Below are 16,071 nucleotides of genomic sequence, written 5' to 3' on the forward strand. Positions count from 1 at the left end.
AAGAACTAGCCACGAATACTCGAATGAAACTAAGCATAATATAGCTTCTATCTCCACGAATATTCCATCACACACAAGCGCCTTAGAATCTCATCGTAAATATTTTACACCTCTCTAACATAATATTAAACCACCACAGAGACACTGGGACACAAAGGAAACACAAAGACCTCTTCACAAACATTTCCCTACATGAATATTTGCATTAATATTTCTTTGCGGCTTTGCGGCTTTGCGGCTTTGCGTGAGCAATATAATCTTCCACCATTGTGAATAACCACCACAGAGGCACTGAGACCCAAAGAAACACAGAGAAATTAAGACTACATGATTTCGCTAAATACTATATTATACGAATATCTCTTTGCGCCTTTGCGGCTTGGCGTGAATTATATTAAAACTGAATCTTATAGCTAACATATGGATAGATAATTTCTAGTCCATAGGGCTCCACAGTTTTGGTTTTGTAATTATAAGCATGACCTAAATTCTCTTCTTGCATTAATAGATTTTTGGCTTGCAGAATAATAGAATGGGCACATTTGGGTCTGTTGATGGTATAATTCAAACTCAAATCGACATAATAGCTAGTGGGTAATTGGTCTTCATAAAGTCTCGATTCATCATAGATAACGAATTGGTTTTCTAACGATTTCTCCATATCGACTGGCGATTGTCTTTTGCCTCCCAAAATGGTGAACTTTCCATTGATTCCAAAAGTGTGGTTCTTTTTTGTCTGCCATTCTTTACCTGCCAATACATTAAAAACAAAATTCTGATTATAACGGGTATTTCTCTCTATGCCATCCCCTCCTTTAAATTTCGATTCGTAGAGCGAGGCGGTCACCATATAGTAAAATCCATTATTGATGAATTGCTCTAGAGTGAAGTCGATTCCCATATTGGTTCCTGTTCCAGAATTGTCTAGTTCATCAGTAAAGAAAGTCTCACTGCTATAATTGATCATAGAAAATGAGCTATCAGGTGTTGTGGGAACATCATAAAGCATTTGATAATAAGGCTCGATGGTGAAATGTGTATTGGCTCCCAATTTCATATCATAAGACAAAACAAAGTGATGGGCTTTGGTCACATTTAAATTCTGGTTTAGTAGTTCGTAGCCATTAGTTGTTGGAACTTCTGTTTTATATATCCTGAGCGGTTCTATTCTGCTGTGCTTTCCATAAGCCAAGCTTAAAGTTTGCCTTGGGGTAACTTCCCAGTTAATCCCTAGTCTCGGCTCTGGAATAAACTCATTATTGGTATTAAAATAAACAAGGTGAAGGCCAGCATTGATATTCAGGTTCTCTCGTAGGTAGTATTTGGACTGGGAGTATAATTGTACACTCATCGCATTTCCTTTACTATCTACAAAGTAATCGGCCACCTCATTTTCTCCCACATTGGTATTATTGGCAATGTCTAAATCGTAGCTCAAGCGACTCACCACCACTCCAGTTCTATTGGTATGCCTGCTGTTAAATTTCACATTTAAATAGGAAGACAAACTCGCTTTGGTATTGATTTCATTCTGATTGGTGACAGGAATTTCCTGCAAGTTCAGATTATAATAATCATTTTTATTTCCATAGTCTGTAGCAGAAAAAGAAAGAGAACTAAATAAATAAGCCTTTTTGTTTAGGAAATATCTATGACTTAAACCGGAGGAGGTCAAGCGATAGGAAATATCGTATTGATAGCTGTCCATGGTGGTTTCCCATTTGCTGGTATCGGTTTCCATATCACTTTTAATTCTACCTATACCATTAATGCTCCAGAGTGAAAATACTCCTGCATTTTTGGTGGGGAGGTTAATCTTTAGAGATAAATCTTGATAGGTTGGCAAGCCCGTAATTTGAGGCATTAATACTTGTAAAAGTCCGATGGTGGAGTAGCGATAGTTGACGAGATAAGAAGCTCGTCCTCCCTTTTTAAAGGGGCCTTCTAAAGAGAAATCCACGCCTTGGGTTCCCACCTGAAAAGCATACTCTCGCTTATCGGCATTGCCGTTTCTAAAGCGCATATCGAAAACCCCAGAAATGGCATTTCCATATTCTGCTGGGAATGCTCCAGTGAAAAAATCGGAAGTGACCAACATATTATTGCTGAACATGGTATTAATACCACCACCTGAAAACATACCAGCTAAATGGTTTGGTGCAGGAATTTCCATGCCCTCTAATCGCCAGAGAATTCCTTTGGCTGCATTTCCTCTAATTACGATTTCGTTATTATCTACAGTGCTTGGCGTAACTCCAGCAAAAGTAGAAGCCAGACGAGATGGGTCATCCATACCTCCTGCAAAGCGCTTGGTTTCTTCAACAGAAATAGCTCGTGCAGAAACTGTAGCCATTTGATTTAAGGCTTCATCTTTACGCTCTGTAGCTTTCACTTCCACTTCTTGTAGACTCGCAAAGGATTCTTTTAGGGGAATATTCAAATCGAGCTCTTTACCTGAACTCAATAAAACTCCTGATATCACTGCATCTTCGTAACCCACATATGATACTTTTAGGGAAATTCTTCCTACGGCAACCTCCTCAAAACGAAACACTCCATTTTCATCGCTTATGGTTCCCAAAGGAGGATTGGTGTTTAATATCATCACCGATGCAAAAGCCAATGGCTGTTCACTTTCATTGTCTATTATTGTTCCTTTAATACTTTGAGTGGTTTGTGATTGCACCATCAAAAAACAAAGCATAAGGGTGGCCGTTATTATTACTTTTATTGTTGTCATTTGTTTAAGGATTATCTTGTTGGAAATCATATTTTCTTAGTGTTAAAACCTAGTATCATCCTGTATTTCAATTCGATTGCCCCGACCCTAAAGGGAGCGAATTGATTTTATCTAGAAATATAATATTCGGCTAAGCATCATGAGTTTCTAGTTGTTGAGCCAATCTTTAAACTCCTTAACTTTCTCTCTGCTAACAATGAGTTCCGTAGGTTCTTTCGGACTAGTTTCTATTTTTAATCTGGCATTGAACCAGCTACTTATTTTTTTTATTGAGGATGAATGTACTATACATTTTCTATTGATTCTGAAAAACTCATTCTCATCAAGCTGTGAAACCAAATCATTCATAGATAAATCGAGAGGAAACTTTTCATTCTGAAGATTATAGGCAAAACTCAATCCATATTCGAAAATGATAAAAGCAATTTGGTCAGTGGGTAAAACCTGATAATTTTCACCAATTTTAATCAAAAACCTCCTCTTGGCAATGGTTTTCTTTTGGCTAATAATATTCTCTAATAATTGATTTTCAGGCATTGAAAAATGCGATTTCATTTTCCCATATTTCTTAAAAACCTCTGCGATATCCTCTTTATCATAGGGCTTCACCACATATGCAATACTATTGAGCTCAAACGATTTTAAAGCATATTCGCTAAAGGCTGTTGTAAATACAATGGGCGCTTCAATCTTCTGTTGTTCGTAAATCTCAAAGCACAATCCATCGCCTAATTGAATATCCTGGAAAATCAAATCTGGTGCATCATTCTCTCTAAACCACTTCAAAGAATTCTCCACTGAATCGAGAATAGCCATCACTTCAATGTTTGAATCATAGGCTTTCACCAAACTCTCCAAATGATTGGCCGTGTGTTTTTCATCTTCAATAATTAAAATTCTCATAATCTTCTTGGTTTAAAATGGGTAGTTTCACAATAAACAAGTCGTCTTCTTCTCTAGTTATAACTTGTTTGTTGGCAATAAGTTCGTATCGTTTACTTATATTATTAAGTCCAATTCCTGTGGAATCGATGGATTCGGTTTTTCTATTCAAAGTGTTTTTTACACAAATATGATTATCGCAAATACAAATGCTAATATGTATAGGTTCTGCTGCACTTAGTTTATTATGTTTTATGGCATTTTCTATCAAAAGCTGAATACTCACCGGCGGAATATACACATCGCTAACATTCTCAATATCATTTAATAATTGAAGGTGAATTCCATCGTTAAATCGTGTTTTTAGTAGGAAGAAATAATCCTTCACCATGGCCATCTCGTCATTGAGAGTGACTAAGTCAAATTTGTTTTTCTCAATGATAAAACGCATGGTTTTTGAAAGCTTCACAATAAACTCTGAGGCTAAATTGGAATCGGTGTGCACTATAGAAGATAAAACACTCAGGCTATTGAAAAGAAAATGAGGTTCTATCTGATTTTTTAATGATTGATATTGAGCGAATATATTTTCTTTCTGTAGTTTTTCTTTTTTCAACTGCTCATCCTTCTTCTGAAGCTTCACGTTTAAATATTCATAAACTCCATAAACTATCATGTATATCATCAATAGAGCGACCACTAATTCAGGATTAAAAATGGAAATATCTTTCCAGGTTTCGGTTTTCCCAAAAAAGTAAACATCAATAAAACGATAAATGTTATTGGAGACAAAACCTGCGCTATAACCTATCATTAGGTTGATAAGTAATTTAACAAGCTCTCCTCTATGTTTTATTCTATCATTTACCCATTCGGCCAAATACCAAATCAACAACCAAAAAGTGATAAAAGTAGTAGAAAATACCAATCCTCTAAAGGTAAAATCGAAGAAATGTCCAAAGCTATAGTCAAAGCCTTTTATCATGAGTTGAACCATGTAGACGATGAATAATCGTATCACAAAATTGCTAATCTTATCGTTCCATTTTAATATCATCCAAACATTCATTTTTTTAAATCTCTTGTAAAGATACATTGAAAAACCATTCTGTGATTTATCTTTTATCTTCTGCTGGCAAAAATAGACTTTGCAAGGTTCGTAATGGGAAATAGGTGTTTGAACTGTGAAATGATTTTTTGAATTGTAATTTCTAGGCTTTAAATTGTTTAGCTGGATTTACATTATCATTCAAAATATCATCAATATGTGATTTGAGTTATACCACAAATAGTGACTCAAAGAAGACAAAAAACACAAAGGAAATAATTAATACTCAAATTGAAAACCTTGTAAAAACAAAAATCTATTTACACATTGGATTTTATCTATTTCAAGATAATTTCTACTTTTTTTTGAACCTTCGTGAACGTTTTGTGAACCTCTGTGTCATAGCTATATTAAAACATCAAATTGACTATATTTGCTTGATAACAAAAAAATAAATATTTTTTAATCTTTTCAGGAAATGTCAGGTTCTCAGCACAAGCGTAACGAAAAAGATGGCGTTTCATGAAAAGCATTTCACAACAAAAAACAATTCAAAATGGAAGCAAAAGACCAAGTACTAGAAGCCATGAAAAAAGACGGAACTCCTTTAAACGCAGGAAAGATTGTAGAGATTACAGGCTTAGAAAGAAAAGTGGTAGATAAAGCCATGAATCTTCTAAAAAAGGAAGAAACTATATTTTCTCCAAAGCGTTGCTTTTGGCAAGCTAAATAAAATTCCATTTGAGGTATTTCTTATGCTTTTTTATTCATTTTATTGTTTGACTACATACCAAATCGAAATAATCTAATAAAAATGAGTCTCTAGAACTAATCAATTCAAGACAATGACAGAAAGCAACCAAATAGAATATAAACGAAAGTTTACAGGTGTTATTGATTCGGGTATTCCACCTATCCTCCAGTCATATTCCAAAGGCTGCTTTAAATTTACAACTAATTTTTTACGAATGTCATTTATGGCTCAAGAACCTGTTTTTAATACCGATGATAAAGACAACTCAATAGGTGGCTCAATAGGTGATTTAACAGAAAAACAAGAAGTCGTTTTAAAGCTGATTATTGACGACAATAAGATAAGCTATAGAACAATTGCTAATAAGAGCTATGTAGGTTTATCCTTGCCCTATACCAGATTGGAAGGATTGCTAGACTTACCAGAAGAAATTCCATTGGAGTATTTTGAGAAAGCTATAGATTGGTTGGGCCAACAAGCTGAAGTTGACCCTAAGAAAATAATAGTGATGGGCGCCTCAAGAAATGCCGAATTAGCTTTGGTATTGGCCTCTATGCTTCCGAATAAAATTAGCGGAGTGATTGCTTATGCCCCAAGTTCAGTTTCATGGGCAAATAGAGTTCTTCCCTATAACTCAGATCACTTAAAAGCCTCTTGGACCTATAAAGGCGAAGACATTCCTTATATCCCTATGGAAAAAATCACTCCAAATACCTCCTCCGAAATTAACACTTTAGCTTATTGGAAATCGGGTTTAGAAAAAACTGAAGTTCGTGAATTAGCTTCCATTAAAGTTGAAAATATTAATGGTCCTATCCTACTCTTCTCAGGAAAAGAGGATGGCGTTTGGCCTGCTGCACAAATGGCAGATAGCATAGAAAAAAGGATAAAAGCTCATGGTTTTAAATATCCTTTCTATAATATTCAATATGAGAATGCGGGGCATCTTATTTCTCGAAATCCAGATTCAGACACAGACGTTTCCACTAGAATAGGACAAATGAACATCAAAGGCAAAAACTATGATTTTGAATATGGAGGAAGCATGGATGGGGATAATCAGGCAAAAAAACTAGCCAGACTAAAACTATTTGAGTTTCTTGCGACTTTGTAAGTGAGGATGCTTTTTTTGAATTTGCAACTCAGTTGTACTCATAAGTCTATAGGTTTGTAAAAATTAAAACTAAAAACCATGTCACAAAACCACCATCACCATCATTCCCATCACCATATTTCTGGTAAGAATATTGGAATAACCATCCTCCTAAATATCTTTATCACCATTGCTCAAATGATAGGAGGAGTCCTATCGGGAAGTGTAGCTTTACTCACCGATGCCTTACATAATTTCAGTGATGTGATTTCCTTATTACTTAGCTATTTCACTAATAGATTGGCCAAAAGAAAATCAACACTCAAGCAAACATATGGCTATAAACGAGCCGAAATTCTTTCTGCCTTTATCAACTCCGCTACTCTAATATTTATCGCTATCTATTTAATTATTGAGGCCATTGATCGTATTTACCATCCTCAAGTAGTATTGTCCGATTTGGTTATTTATTTCGCATTGGGAAGCATTATCATCAACTTTATATCGGTGCTCCTTCTTTCAAAAGATGCCAAAGAGAATATGAATATGAAATCCGCCTATCTTCACTTACTCACCGATGTGATGACTTCTATAGCCGTAATGATAGGCGGAATTCTGATGAAGTATTACGAGATCTATTGGATGGATAGCCTCCTCTCTATTTTAATTGCTCTTTATCTCATTTACAGCTCTTACCAAATTCTATGGGCCTCTACTAAAATCCTAATGCAATTTACTCCAGAAGAAGTAGATGTAAAAAAAATCAGTGAAGAAATAAAATCGCTCCCCAAAATAAAAAATGTACATCATGTGCACTTCTGGCAACTCAATGACAAGCAGCTTTTCTTTGAAGCTCACATAGATATGGAAGAGGACATTCGTATCACAGAATTCCAAATCATTCTAAATGAAGTAGAGGAGGTTTTAAAGAAATATAAAATCAGCCATTGCAATATTCAACCAGAGTTTCAACGTTGCGAGAGTTCTGCATTGGTAGTAGAAGAATAAGTATTATCCTGCTATTATGATTTTAGGCTAAAAAAACAATGCCATGCCCTAACAATAAGACCTTTACAGCCTTAATCTTTTTTAACAAAACAACCTTGATATAAACCTTCACCTACTATCCCTTTAAGCTTAATTTTCTATTACTTTTGCCGCAATTGAATTAATTGATACAAGCACCTTATGAACAGAAAATATAATATAGTAATACTAGTTGTTACCGTCCTCTTATTTAACTCCTGCCAACTTTTTAAGGGCAGTGCAAAAAATGAAAAACCTATAGAGGAGCCCACCAAAATAGCTCAAGATATTTTAGTTGAAGAAAACCCTATAAGTGAAGAATTAGCCCTAGAAGAAGGGAAGGATTTAGCCGAATTGAGTGGTGACAGTCTGAGCATAGTAAAACATATTTTTGATGATACCTCTGCCTTTGCAAGAGGCTTTGAAAATAGATTTGGTAAAAATGACAATATAGAGGAAGATACTCGTATGCTGAGTGGTTCTGCCCTTTTGCAACAACTAGATAGTTTAACTACTGTTAAATTCCTCAACAAATATACTTTTGAGTCAGACCCTGAAAAACTCAATATCTATGGCTACGATGCCAAAGAAGTACCACTTTTCAACGATAGTGTATACGAACTCCGCATTGAGGTTTTAAATGTTCAAACACCAATTGAACTGGTTTATAATAAGCATGTAAAAGCTTTTATTAATCTTTATGCCAAGAAAGGACGCAGTCAAACCTCGCGTATGTTAGGACTCAAAGAAATCTATTTCCCACTTTTTGAAGAGGTTTTAGATAAATACGACATGCCTTTGGAACTTAAATACTTGGCTATTGTTGAGAGCGCATTGAATCCTACTGCGGGTAGTTGGGCTGGAGCAAAAGGCTTATGGCAGTTTATGTATGGAACAGGAAAAATGTATGGCTTGCAGAGCAATTCTTTGGTAGATGATCGTTTCGACCCTTATAAAGCTACTGATGCTGCAGCTCGTCACCTAAAAGATTTATATGAAATATACGGAACTTGGGAATTAGCTTTAGCAGCTTATAACTCAGGGCCGGGCAATGTGAACAGAGCTATTCGCCGAGCAGGTGGAGTTAAGGATTACTGGGCAGTTTGGCCATTCCTGCCTCGCGAAACTCGTGGTTATGTTCCTGCATTTATTGCAGTGAACTATGTATTCAACTATGCAACTGAGCATAATATTTATCCAACAGACCCCGGCATTCTCTATCATGGCATTGATAGTGTAACTGTAAGAGAAGTGTTATCATTCGATCAGATTTCAGAATTCATGCATATCGATAAAGATGACTTGGATTTCCTAAATCCTGCATATAAGGAAGGGATTCTACCTGCTACTGATGGAAAAACTTATATCCTCCGTTTACCAAGAGAAAAAGTAGGATATTTCATCGATCATGAAGACAGCCTTTATAACTTCAAATCTGAAAAAGGTATAGAAAGAGATAAACTCTTGGCCCAAATTAAAAAAGCCAAGGAAAGAAGCATTCATATTGTTAGAAGTGGTGAAAACCTAGGTTTAATTGCTCGGAAATATCATACTTCTGTGGGTAAAATTAAGGCTTGGAACGGAATGAAAAGCACTAGAATTTATCCTGGCCAAAAACTGATTGTTTATTCTCCAGGTTCCGCTCCTTCAAAGTCTTCGGAATCCACCAAATCTTCCAGCTCTTACGCAAAAAGCACTGATGGATACCATACGGTCAGAAGTGGAGAAAACTTAGGCCTTATTGCTAAAAAATACAGCATCTCTCTGAGTAAATTGAAATCCTGGAATGGTTTATCAAATAATATGATTAAACCCGGACAGAAGCTAAAAGTAAGCGAAAACAGAGTGGTGGCTAAACAAGAGAAAGTAGAACCTTTACCAAAGGATGGAAACTACGTATATCATACCATCAAAAAAGGAGATACCCTTTGGGATTTAGCTAAGAAATACAATTCTTCAGTAAACAAAATAAAAACTTGGAATAGTATCACGAACTCATACAAGTTAAAGCCTGGAAATAAGTTGATAGTAAATATTAGAAGCTAGTAAATATTTATTTTCTAGACCAATTTGCAATCATATTTCATATCCATACATATTAGATAGATGATTCTATCTAGTTGGATAAGATGATTTTTAATTTAAAATCTATGGAAATACTATCAGTACTTATTATTCTTTCGATGCTTCTTTACATTTTTAATCATTTTGCCAAAGTCTTTATCTTTTTTCCTTCGCTCTTGGGTATCTGATTCAAAGTGCTGTTTTTCCTTTTCCATTTTCTGAAAATTGAGATAAGCTTCCTCACTTATTCCTCCATCTTCCACTGCTTTGAGAATCGCACAATCTGATTCGTGAATATGTGTGCAGTCTTTAAATTTACAATGTGCAGCATAATCTAAAATGGATTCGAAAGTCATTTCTAATCCACCTGAGCAATCCGTAATTCCCACTTCACGCATCCCTGGATTATCAATCAATATTCCACCATTTGCTAAAACGATAAGCTCACGATGGCTGGTGGTATGTTTTCCTTTATTCACCGAATTGCTGATTTCTCCAGTTTTCATTTCTTCTTTACCTAAAAGCCCATTGAGGAGGGTAGATTTTCCGGCACCTGATGAACCCAATAAGCAGTAGGTCTTTCCTGACTCAATAAACGCATCTACTTGTTCATAGCCAATAGACTCATTACTCACCATAAGCACAGGAGTTTTCTTAATGCGCTCCTCTATTTGTTGCTGAATGCTTTGTAATTCTGATTCGCTAATTAAATCTACCTTGCTTAATACAATGATGGGCTTCACTTTTGATGAATGGCAAATGGTGAGGTATCGCTCAAGTCTGTTGAGATTAAAATCCCTATCCACTGCCTGAACAATTAATCCATAATCAATATTGGTGGCTATGATTTGAACTTGTCCGGTTTTACCAACAGCTTTTCTTTCAATAATAGATTCTCGTGGGAATACAGCATGAATAATCCCTTTGCCATCATCATATTCCATAAAGGCAACCCAATCGCCAACAGCAGGAAAATCATATCTGCTCTCTGCTGTGAATCTCAAATTTCCCATTAGTTCAGCATCATATTCTTTATTGGGAGTTTTAATGATATAGCGTTCTTTATGCTCTAATATCACACGACCTACTTCAAATGAACTTAATCCATTTTCAATTCTGAATTGCTCTAGTTTGTTGTTATATCCTAGTTCTTTGAGGATCATAGATTGTTACTTTTGTTCATATTTAAAATTATTGCTCAGGTATTTTTCGTATTTATTGATTATTCAGATGATCCTTCCATCAACTTCTCCTCACCAAACTCATTAATCTGTTGTGTAGCATCCCAGCCACTGTCTTTTTCACTATGGAAATCCTCTTTATCCTGGAGCATGGTTTGCTCTAATAATTGCATCCTCTTTTTGGCTTCGGAGATCAATAGTGGTCTATCTTTATGAATCTTGCTGAGCTCAGGAATGAATTTTTCTAAATTTTTTCTATAGGTTTTTAGAGCTCTAAAAGACTCATGTCGACGATGTCCCAATTGACATAAAGCATCCACACCCATGCGTAAGGAGGAGTCTAAGAACTCCAGATAATGCCTTTCAATTCCCATCTCTATCAATTCGTAGGAATTAATAATGGATTGGCTTCTGACCATAATTTTCAGATTTGGGAAATGCTTTTGAGCTGTTTCAATGATGGCTTTTGTTTTTTTAGGCTCGTCAACGGCAACAACCAATAAATGTGCTTCTGAAGCACCTGCGGCATGTAATAAATAGTGACAGTTATGGGTTTTGCTGTGTCCTGTTATGTTACAGTGTTTCTTTTTAGGACGGTTATTTGGGAGAGTTTAAAGAAAAGAAACAAAACAAAAGACATAGTTTTCAAGGTGTTATTCATCTCTCCATGGTTGAATAATACTACGCTATTTCATTTGGGATAATTTATATTGTTGCCATATGGATTTGATATTTCTATTATATCATTAGAATAAATGACTTTATTTCACCACATCTACCAATAAATCAACCGCATCGGTAATACATTTCTGGCATACCTTTTTATGAAGATTTTTCTCTTGAAACATGGATTGTCCTTCTTCTGTGTTTAAATCACAATTCAGCAATTCTTTACAGGCTGTAGTACCATGCTTGGTTTTGAATCGTGTTTCAAATTCCTGAATCATTTTTGAAGTGATGTCATTACGACTTTCATTGAGCTGAAAAGCCAAGCTGTTATACAAACCAATAACCATAAACGCTCCGGTTACGGCGCCACAGGTTTCTTGTAAACGTCCCATCCCTGCTCCAAAACCACTGGCCATATTCAAAGCTTGTGCCTCATTTAAATTGAGATCTTCAGAAAATGCTTTGAGCACAGATTGTGCACAATTATAACCAGATTGAAATGAATCAATGGCTGTATCTTTTTTTAAACTCATATATGGAGGTCTTATCTTGAATTTCTATTTCTTATTTAAATCTTTTATTGCTTTGCGCTTCTCCTTGGCTCTTTTAGATTTACCTTCTGATTTCTCTTCAGAAGGCTTTTCTATATAATATCCATCGCGACTTAAAAGGTGATCGAGGTTTGCAATCCCATAAACCATAACAGCAGTGCAAATGGCAGCATGTTCTTGGTATTCAGGGATGCTTTTGTTGTAAAGATCTCTTTCCGTGTGCCAGATTTCGCTATAACTAAAATTATAACCTTTTGGATCTTCGCATTTGAATCCTATAGTTGGAATACCCTCTACAGCAAATGGGCCACTATCAGTACCCCAAGCTTTTTTTGGTTTCTCCCTTGCTTCTCTTTCAGTGATTTCAAATGGAAAATCAGGATTGATATCATTTATTGGTGCACAAATGGCTTCAAAATCAGCCATCATAGCTGGCGAAACACTCACTCCTGTCGGAACCGTTGGCCCACCATCTCTATTCACCATATTCGATACTTTATCATACTTATCAGCATTTCTATCTATCCAACTTTGAGAACCTAGTAATCCAAATTCTTCACCTGCCCAAAGCACTACTAAAATAGTTCTCTTTGGTTGTCCACCTGCTTCCATAATGAGTCTTGCGGCCTCCATAGTTGGCGTTACTCCAGAACCGTCATCCACTCCACCAGTAGCTACATCATAAGCATCTAAATGGCCTCCCATAATCACATATTCATCAGGAAATTCTGTTCCTCTAATGATACCTATCACATTATGATATTTAATAGGCCCGATTTTAAAGTGATTACGAATATCAAACTCCAATAGGAAATATCTACGCTCCTCAGCCATCCTCTTAATCTTCGAAAATTGCTTGGCATCTAATTTAATATCTGGAACAGTGGGTAGCGTTTCCCAAGTCATATCCATCGTGTTTTTCCTATCATACATGGCTTGTATTGGCGTTTTAGAAGATTGTATAATTCCCAATATTCCAGCATCACGCATTTCCTTATAAAATAGGGCAGGTTCTTCTATTAAAGGGAGCAGTTCTTTTTGGCGCTGATCCGTTCCTCTGGCTTGCCAGTTTTCACGTCTTATCTTATTATTCTCTTCTTCTATTTTAGCGTTCTCTGCTTTTATAGAATCTCTAAGAATATCTGCGTTCTCTGAAAAATCAATAGGATAACCTTTGTTTTCACCCGAAATCAAAACCCATTTTCCTTTTAAGGCGCCTTTCATCCTATCAAATTCAGCTTGTGTTTTTGGCTCAATCAAAACTTCACCTCTTTGTACTCCTTTAGTACCAGAAGTATAGGAAGGCGTAGCGAAATGTAGGTTCATACCTTCTTCACCTAGCATTCTTCCAAACCAAGGTCCACGATTGAAACCCACTGGAATCTCTCCTGCCTCGTCAAACTCAACTTCCATTCCCCATTCACGGAATTTATAAGCCGCCCACTCAGCTGCATTTTCATAGGCATCACTTCCTATAAGCCTTCCTCCAAAACGATTACATAAGACATCTAGATGTTGCATGCTTTGGTTATCAGTTTTTCCAATTTCAATGATTTTATCTACTACCGGATCGGTTTGAGCTTGTGTGGTAATTGGAATAAAAAAGAGGAGGTTGATGAATAAGAAGAATAGCTTTTTCATGATTTGTTTCTTTGATTTATGATTGGCTAAGATAACGATTTTGATCACAGCCTTAAACATGTGGGCTCACATTTATAATGACTTCTAAACAGAGGTGATTTCTATCTATTCTTATTTGCTATCTAATGGTTGATTTATATTTATCCCATATAAATTTAGAAATCCCATTAAGGTCAAAATCCTCCTGTAAATACAATCTCGTAACCAGTCCATCAAGCTGAATGATTAGCCATAGAGACTCTTGTTTTGGATTTACATACCCTAGTTTTTGAAAGGCTGCTGTCAGGGCAAACCTTAAAGGTTCCATTTTATGTGCTCCATATTCCTCCTTTGCCCATTTGGTTTTATACTCTAATTTCCAGACCTGAAATATTTCTTCATTCTCTCTAATGGCTATGACTAAGTCGATGGTTTTTCGAATGATATTTTCTGGGCCCGTTTCAAAGAGGATGGGTCTAAATAATGCCTTGGTTTTTTCTTCCCCTCTTCTGTTAAGGGAATGGAGTAATCCTTCTTTATTTTTAAAATGTCGGAAAATTAAGCCTTCACTTACACCGGCTAATTTGGCAATTTTGCTTGTGGATGTTTTATCAAATCCATCCTCTGAAAATAATTGCAAGGCCACTTGTAATATCTTCTCCTTTTTATCAGTCATATCTTATATAGTGAGTAATCACTTACAAATGTAAGTAATTCTTTTACATTTGAATACAAATAGTTTAATAAATTATTCTTTATTAAAGAAAATGAGGAGATAAAATCTAAACCCTAGAAATCCCAGCCCTCTTTTAGCCCTTTAAATCTTCTAATTCCACTTGAAAATCATACTGTAAATCTTCATGTAATTTGGGCAATTTATTCTTGATTCCGATGACTTGTTGCTGGTAAATTTTGAGGAGGTTTGGGTACTGCATGATGTCAGGTTTCATGTCTTTAAGTTGACGAGCGAAATAAATCATGAGCTCTACTTCTGTTTCTTTATGATTAGAATAGCGGCTATATTTTCGAATTTTCCTGATGATTTTCCTAAGGCTTTTTTTGATATAAAATGGACTCGCAGTATTTATTTGTTCGAAATCTTCATCCATTTCTTGCTTCACTCCTTCAATAAAAGTAGCTTCATCATGAGCCTCAAAAAGCAAATAGGTCAAGAGTTCTTTGTTCTCTTTTTTAAACCTAGATAATCTCAAAACCAATTCCATATATTCCTCTGGAGAACGATGTTTGAGTTCATCTTTTAATTGCTTAATACTGGCTGTTTTCATCTGGTGAAATTAATAAAAAAGAAAACAAGAAAAAGCCCCTATTGCAATTGAAGACAGCATTAGGAGTTTTATGGGGAATAGTACTTTAATGCTCTTGAATATATTTACAGATCCAATCTCCAACTTCATTGGTGCCATAAGACTGTCCATCTTTGGAAATATCCTCACAAACTATTTCCTGACTAATAGATTCCTCAACTGCTTTTCGAATGGATTCGGCCTCTTTTTCCAACTTAAAGGCAGTTTCAAACATCATAGATGCAGATAAAATGGTAGCAATTGGATTTGCAATATTCTTTCCAGTAGCCTGAGGATAAGAACCATGAATAGGTTCGAATAATGAAGTATGAACTCCCATAGATGCGGAAGGAAGAATTCCTAGTGAACCACTTATCACTGAAGCTTCATCGGTTAAAATATCACCAAACATATTCTCTGTCACTATCACATCAAAATGCTTGGGCCATTGTATAATTTGCATGGCTGCATTATCAATAAACATAAATTCCAATTCAATATCGGGATAGGAGGAGGCCATGTTTAGAGCAGTTTCTCTCCATAATCGGGAAGTAGCCAATACGTTTGCCTTGTCAACTACCGTCAACTTTTTACGTCTTTTTCCTGCCATCTCAAAACCTAGTTTGAGGATTCTTTCAATTTCCTCAACGGTGTATATACAGGTATCATAAGCGGTTTTGCCATCCTCCGATCTTCCCTGCGGCTTCCCAAAATAAATGCCTCCAGTCAGTTCACGAAGACAAACAAAATCGGCACCCTCGATAAGTTCTCTTTTTAATGGGGATTTATCTAATAAAGATGGAAAAGATACTAATGGTCGAAGGTTTGCAAATAATCCCAATCGTTTTCGCATCTCCAATAAGCCTTGTTCTGGCCGCACCTTGGCTTTGGGATCATTATCATATTTTGGATGGCCAATAGCGCCAAATAATACCGCGTCAGCATTCATGCATAATTGATGAGTTTCCTCAGGATAAGGCTGCCCAACTTTGTCAATGGCATCAGCTCCTGTTAAACCATATTTATAATGGAGTTCGTGTCCAAATTTCTCAGATACAACTTTCACCACATTTAAGGCTTGTTCTATAATTTCTGGCCCAATGCCATCACCAGGCAAAACTGCTATATTTAATTTCATA

At 35.9% G+C, this 16,071-nt stretch carries 14 protein-coding genes; 4 read left to right on the forward strand and 10 right to left on the reverse strand.

The window, feature by feature from the left end; translation table 11 throughout:
- Positions 1 to 394: 394 nt before the first annotated feature.
- From HNS40_RS09750 to HNS40_RS09760, 3 genes are all read right to left on the reverse strand, one after another.
- Positions 395 to 2,740: a TonB-dependent receptor gene (locus HNS40_RS09750; protein ID WP_172280213.1), complete on the reverse strand. Its 2,346-nt coding sequence runs from the start codon at positions 2,738 to 2,740 to the stop codon at positions 395 to 397.
- Between the two features lie 147 nt (positions 2,741 to 2,887).
- The gene (locus tag HNS40_RS09755) at positions 2,888 to 3,643 is read right to left on the reverse strand and encodes a LytTR family DNA-binding domain-containing protein (protein WP_172280215.1); all 756 of its coding nucleotides are present in this window, start codon (positions 3,641 to 3,643) and stop codon (positions 2,888 to 2,890) included.
- The gene (locus HNS40_RS09760) at positions 3,624 to 4,679 is read right to left on the reverse strand and encodes a sensor histidine kinase (RefSeq protein WP_172280217.1); all 1,056 of its coding nucleotides are present in this window, start codon (positions 4,677 to 4,679) and stop codon (positions 3,624 to 3,626) included. The genes HNS40_RS09755 and HNS40_RS09760 overlap by 20 nt, the downstream gene beginning before the upstream one ends.
- Before the next feature lie 547 nt (positions 4,680 to 5,226).
- Here HNS40_RS09760 and HNS40_RS09765 point away from each other — a divergent pair.
- The 4 genes from HNS40_RS09765 to HNS40_RS09780 all read left to right on the forward strand — a co-directional run bounded on the left by HNS40_RS09765 (position 5,227) and on the right by HNS40_RS09780 (position 9,589).
- On the forward strand, positions 5,227 to 5,403 hold the full coding sequence (locus HNS40_RS09765; protein WP_172280219.1) for a MarR family transcriptional regulator: 177 nt from the start codon (positions 5,227 to 5,229) through the stop codon (positions 5,401 to 5,403).
- 112 nt (positions 5,404 to 5,515) lie between these two features.
- Positions 5,516 to 6,538, forward strand: coding sequence for an acyl-CoA thioester hydrolase/BAAT C-terminal domain-containing protein (locus HNS40_RS09770; RefSeq protein ID WP_216664168.1), 1,023 nt, complete (start codon positions 5,516 to 5,518; stop codon positions 6,536 to 6,538).
- A 78-nt stretch (positions 6,539 to 6,616) separates the two neighbouring features.
- Entirely contained in the window at positions 6,617 to 7,525 is a 909-nt protein-coding gene (locus tag HNS40_RS09775) for a cation diffusion facilitator family transporter (protein ID WP_172280221.1), read from the forward strand.
- A 180-nt stretch (positions 7,526 to 7,705) separates the two neighbouring features.
- The gene (locus HNS40_RS09780; RefSeq protein WP_172280224.1) at positions 7,706 to 9,589 is read left to right on the forward strand and encodes a LysM peptidoglycan-binding domain-containing protein; all 1,884 of its coding nucleotides are present in this window, start codon (positions 7,706 to 7,708) and stop codon (positions 9,587 to 9,589) included.
- A 116-nt stretch (positions 9,590 to 9,705) separates the two neighbouring features.
- On the opposite strand, the gene rsgA is transcribed toward HNS40_RS09780, so the two are convergent.
- The 7 genes from rsgA to leuB form a co-directional block, all read right to left on the reverse strand.
- Complete coding sequence (gene rsgA / locus HNS40_RS09785) at positions 9,706 to 10,770, reverse strand: ribosome small subunit-dependent GTPase A (RefSeq protein ID WP_172280226.1); 1,065 nt, start codon at positions 10,768 to 10,770, stop codon at positions 9,706 to 9,708.
- A 59-nt stretch (positions 10,771 to 10,829) separates the two neighbouring features.
- Positions 10,830 to 11,207 carry a hypothetical protein gene (locus tag HNS40_RS09790; RefSeq protein WP_172280228.1) on the reverse strand — a complete coding sequence of 126 codons (378 nt, stop codon included), beginning with the start codon at positions 11,205 to 11,207 and terminating at the stop codon, positions 10,830 to 10,832.
- A gap of 342 nt (positions 11,208 to 11,549) precedes the next feature.
- Positions 11,550 to 11,990, reverse strand: coding sequence for a C-GCAxxG-C-C family protein (locus tag HNS40_RS09795; RefSeq protein WP_172280230.1), 441 nt, complete (start codon positions 11,988 to 11,990; stop codon positions 11,550 to 11,552).
- 24 nt (positions 11,991 to 12,014) lie between these two features.
- Positions 12,015 to 13,649 (reverse strand): M28 family peptidase, encoded by a 1,635-nt coding sequence (locus HNS40_RS09800; RefSeq protein ID WP_172280232.1) that lies wholly within the window; start codon positions 13,647 to 13,649, stop codon positions 12,015 to 12,017.
- 118 nt (positions 13,650 to 13,767) lie between these two features.
- Positions 13,768 to 14,304, reverse strand: coding sequence for a TetR/AcrR family transcriptional regulator (locus HNS40_RS09805; RefSeq protein ID WP_172280234.1), 537 nt, complete (start codon positions 14,302 to 14,304; stop codon positions 13,768 to 13,770).
- 133 nt (positions 14,305 to 14,437) lie between these two features.
- Positions 14,438 to 14,914, reverse strand: a complete 477-nt coding sequence (locus HNS40_RS09810) for a hypothetical protein (protein WP_172280236.1) — start codon at positions 14,912 to 14,914, stop codon at positions 14,438 to 14,440.
- An 85-nt stretch (positions 14,915 to 14,999) separates the two neighbouring features.
- A complete protein-coding gene (leuB, locus tag HNS40_RS09815; protein ID WP_172280238.1) occupies positions 15,000 to 16,070 on the reverse strand; it encodes a 3-isopropylmalate dehydrogenase in 1,071 nt (356 codons plus the stop codon).
- Position 16,071: the final 1 nt, after the last annotated feature.

Origin of the sequence: Lentimicrobium sp. S6 (assembly GCF_013166635.1) — a bacterium.
GTDB lineage: Bacteria > Bacteroidota > Bacteroidia > Bacteroidales > UBA12170 > UBA12170.